Below are 2,406 nucleotides of genomic sequence, written 5' to 3'. Positions count from 1 at the left end.
GCCTGGCTGACGTTCTCGCTGATGAAGCGGACGCCGCCGTCGCAGAGCAGAAACTGGGCACCGCCGAGATGAAGTGATGAGTAGCCGGCCCGGATGCGGCCGTGAGCGACATTTCCGAAGGCGTCGATGACGTTGTTGCTGTTGATCCCCGGGCCGGTCGTTGCCAGAGAATCCGTATATCCGCAGCCGGTACACGTGCGATCGGGAGTCCGGCTGGAGCGTGTTACGATTGCCAGTGCGGCGCGGGAATCGATCTGCAGTCCGGAGCCGCTGCGGGGGTCGGTGCCGGGGTAACTCCAGGCACGTTCGCCGGCCATGATCGTGTTCGATGTTCCGTCGGTCATATCGCGAAACCTGACGTTCGTGTTCGGACCAAAGAGTCCGGCCTCTGAGCCCAGTTGCTGGGCGGACACCAGATGCAGGCTTCTGTCGTGCCCGCGACTGCTGCCAACGTAGTTCGAAACCATAGTGTTCACCGTCGCGCCGCCGGTGCCGTTTCCGGTGACGTCCGACAGCACATCCCGAGTCCCGTCGATCACCGGAGGACCGACATCACTCGGGCAGCGGAACACCGGCAGAGGTGACGTCAGCACCTTTTCCGCGATCGGATCTGCCAGCGCGACTCCGGCGGGCCGGCGGTTGATTCCAAGCGTACTGAACGCGGCGGACTGTTCGAGCTGCGGCAGAATCATCGCCGACCAGGTCCAGTCGGCAATTCGGTTTGCCGAGACGATAAAGCCTTCGCGGTCCCCCGCCACATCGTTCGTTGTGCGCCAGTTGGTGTAGTTCGTGACATAGCCGGACGGAAGACAGCCGCAGGTGTCGTGGTAGTTGTGCAGGGCAAGACCGATCTGTTTCAGGTTGTTTCGGCACCGAGTCCGACGCGCGGCTTCACGGACCTGCTGAACCGCCGGCAGCAGCAGCGCCATCAGAACTGCAATGACGGCAATCACTACCAGCAACTCGATCAGGGTAAAACCACGACGACAGGGACGATGTTGCAGTTCCGGATTCATCCCCGTGTTCCCTGGCTGAAGTACACATGATGTTCAATCGATCGCGCCGCTGTATGTCCCTGTGAAAGCGGCGGGCAACAAAGACACGACCGGTGCAAACGATGCGGTATTGCTCGTTCAGCCTGACGTGTCCCGGAAGTTTTTTCGTTCACCCGGCGGATCCGCAGGCTCGAACGCTTCTGGCGTCATGTGAATCACGGCGACGTTGTCCTGCCGAACGACCTGTGCGACCCGCAGGCGAAAACGGAGGTAACTCGGTAACTGCGAATTCCTGCGAGTTGTCGACAGAGTCTGGTCTGCGGGCAGCTCGATCGCATAGCTGTCGACGGGTTCCGGGAGAACGATCGCCACGTAGAAATCCGGCTGGCTCCTGATGAATCGCACTTTCCAGATCAGGGGTACCCGGTCCGCTGAGAGTCTTGCCCGTTCGCAGATGCGACCGAATTCGGGGTCGTCACGCCGAAGGATCAGCCGGGTGTCAACGTTCCGCGGCAGACTGAATGACCGAGTGGCCCGGAGGATCTGAATGCCGTCACTGACGGCCGCCTTTCCGACAACAATCAGGTCCATCAGCGGGGTCATCGCGGCACTTCGCTGAACAGTCCATGCCGCGAACAGTTCTTCTGTGGACTCGGGGCGATCGGAAAAGGCCATGCCGACGGGAAAGAAGCGTGAGAAGGAACTGATGATGTCCGGATGCGATCCGTCAGAACCCGGTACCACACTGGATTCCTGCTGCCACCTGGCAGCGGCCGCATTTTCCCAGTGCACATCGGAATTGCCGGGAACTCCGGCCGACAGCAGCAGTGTCAGCAGGTAATCGGTCGAGGCCTCGCCGATTCCGTACTGCCGCGTTGTTTCTGCGGCCTTGCGCAATTCCGAATCGGGATCGGGAGGCTTCGCCGTGCGGTGTTCGATCACGTTCCGATCCGAGGCCGACTCAGCTCGATGTGGAGTCTCGGAAACCACACCCTGCTGATCCTGCCGGGACAGGTGTTGAATGCGTTGGGACCATGCGGCGGCGAATAGAGCAACGGCGGTCAACAGCGAGAGAATAACGGAGGTATGGAATGCGAATGGCCGCCACGTCTTTACAGAATGATGAGACGATATCGACGCTTCTTCCGTCCCGGACCGGGGAGCCTGGAAGCGACTGCCGGATTTCCTGGCAAGCCGGGCCGACCGTTTCAGTTCCTTCAACGCTGTCTTCGCCGATGGAAGTCGACTGTGCGGATCAACAGCCAGCAGCTTCAGGCAGACGGCGGCGGCGACGGGATATCGCTGCTTTGCGGCATCGAATGCCAGTTGGTTGAGTTTTCCGCTTCGCAGATTCCGGAGCATCTCATCCTGATCACGTCCCGCAACGGGCGGCTGACCGGTCATCAGCCAC

At 60.8% G+C, this 2,406-nt stretch carries 2 protein-coding genes; both read right to left on the bottom strand.

Annotation, left to right across the window (positions count from 1 at the left end; genetic code table 11):
• Positions 1–1,016: DUF1559 domain-containing protein (locus R3C19_27380; protein ID MEZ6064085.1), on the bottom strand; the 1,016-nt coding region annotated here is incomplete at its 3' end.
• 117 nt (positions 1,017–1,133) lie between these two features.
• Positions 1,134–2,406, bottom strand: a 1,273-nt coding sequence (locus tag R3C19_27375) for a hypothetical protein (GenBank protein MEZ6064084.1), incomplete at its 5' end; no start/stop codon positions are given.

Source organism: Planctomycetaceae bacterium, from assembly GCA_041398785.1.
Classification (GTDB): domain Bacteria; phylum Planctomycetota; class Planctomycetia; order Planctomycetales; family Planctomycetaceae; genus JAWKUA01.
Note: the sequence above shows the minus strand (reverse complement) of the source record. Positions and strands in the feature narration are given on the sequence as shown.